Origin of the sequence: Caldalkalibacillus thermarum, from assembly GCF_014644735.1 — a bacterium.
GTDB classification, from domain to species: domain Bacteria; phylum Bacillota; class Bacilli; order Caldalkalibacillales; family Caldalkalibacillaceae; genus Caldalkalibacillus; species Caldalkalibacillus thermarum.
This window is the reverse complement of sequence record NZ_BMKZ01000104.1, coordinates 1-1,572: the sequence shown is the minus strand read 5'-3', so window position 1 is coordinate 1,572 and position 1,572 is coordinate 1. Positions and strand designations below refer to the sequence as shown.

At 38.9% G+C, this 1,572-nt stretch carries 1 protein-coding gene and 1 pseudogene; one reads left to right on the top strand and one right to left on the bottom strand.

Annotation, left to right across the window (positions count from 1 at the left end; genetic code table 11):
• Positions 1 to 112: pseudogene (locus IEW48_RS17320) on the top strand (hypothetical protein); the annotation flags it as partial.
• 332 nt (positions 113 to 444) lie between these two features.
• Here IEW48_RS17320 and IEW48_RS16605 read toward each other — a convergent pair.
• Positions 445 to 1,290, bottom strand: coding sequence for an ATP-dependent DNA ligase (locus IEW48_RS16605; RefSeq protein ID WP_188624709.1), 846 nt, complete (start codon positions 1,288 to 1,290; stop codon positions 445 to 447).
• Positions 1,291 to 1,572: the final 282 nt, after the last annotated feature.

Below are 1,572 nucleotides of genomic sequence, written 5' to 3'. Positions count from 1 at the left end.
GCTACAGGATCTTTTGAAGCCATTTCCAGCTGATGAGATGGAGGCCTATGAGGTTTCCACGCAGGTTAATTCACCAAAAAACGAGGGTCCTGACCTCATAACTAAAATATAGGCCTGAACCCTCTAAATCTTTCTTCCCACTCATTAAGCTTTGGCTAATAATATCAGCCATATTAATATAAGGGCCATAAGAATAGATTCCATGATCAAATTCCCTCCTTCCTACGATATCACTAATAAACGGCATTTGTTTAGCTTTGTGACTTCAGTATTATTAAGTCAATCCTCTACTATTTAGATACAAAACAAAAAAGAAAGGGAGGACAAAAAGATATGAGCCAAAAATTGACGTAGAAATATAAAAAGCCCCTACCATGAGGGTGAGGGGTTGTTTTGATTTTAACCTTATATTTTGTGTTATCTGTGCACACAAATGTTTACCACTTAGCTTGTTTTTTCAGTTCCTTCTGTAACAAAATCAATAAACACTGGTGATCTCATAAAACCTTTCCTTGTCCAGTTCCTAAATTTTACTTTAGCTTTGATCAATGGTTCCAGTCGAACAATATCCTCTGTTTCTTCAACGATCAACTGACGACTCACTTCAGAAAAGGCTTTTTTATGTTTTGGAGGTACACCAAGTTCAATTACACCAACTGGACGACCATTAACTTCGGCTAACCAACCAAACTCATCTTTTCGATATCCTGCTATCTCCACTGTTTCATACTTGTAGTTTATCGTTTTTAGCCATGCCTTTGAACGTTTGCCCTCGTACTTGCTGTCCTTACGTTTGGCTACAATACCTTCCAGGTCATGTCGCTGTATGGCTTCAAACAAAGCCTCTCCTTCACCTTCCACATAACGGATTACACTAAAAAAGGCATTTTCTTCTACAACATCACTTAAAATCTTTTTCCTTTCCATTAAACCAAGGGAGCGCAAATCTTCTCCATCATAATGGAGTATATCAAAAGCCACAAACTGTACAGCAGGACCGCTACCACCCTGAAAACGCCTCATAACAAGTTCAAAATCAGGCTTGCCCGTTTCCCTATCTAAAACCACAACCTCTCCGTCAAGTATGATGTCTTTGCCATTTAACACTGGAACATTAAGGAGTTCTGGGTACTTAAGGGTGCAATTGTTACCGTGCCGGGTATAGAGCTTGACTTCATCTCCTATTTTGGAGACTAACAGCCTGTGCCCATCAAATTTTGGCTCAAAGATATATTTATCGTCACTAAAAGGTTTGTCTGAAGTTTCACATAACATAGGTTCCAAGAACATATGCTACACCTACCTTACCGTAATTATAAACGGTAAGATAGGTAAATTAGACTAGGAAATAAAGGGAATATTACCTTATACTATGATGATGGGATAATCACCTTTTCAATGTTCTAAGCCTGACAGCATCCCAAAAAATATATTTCCCCGGGCAAGCACGAATTGACAAAAATAGATGATTTAAAAAAAGTATGTCGAGATTTTTTAGATTCCGCCTCACAATGGAAATCCTTACCTTCAGCTAACGGTAGGCGCTCGCCAACCCCCGTTCGGGACTTTTAC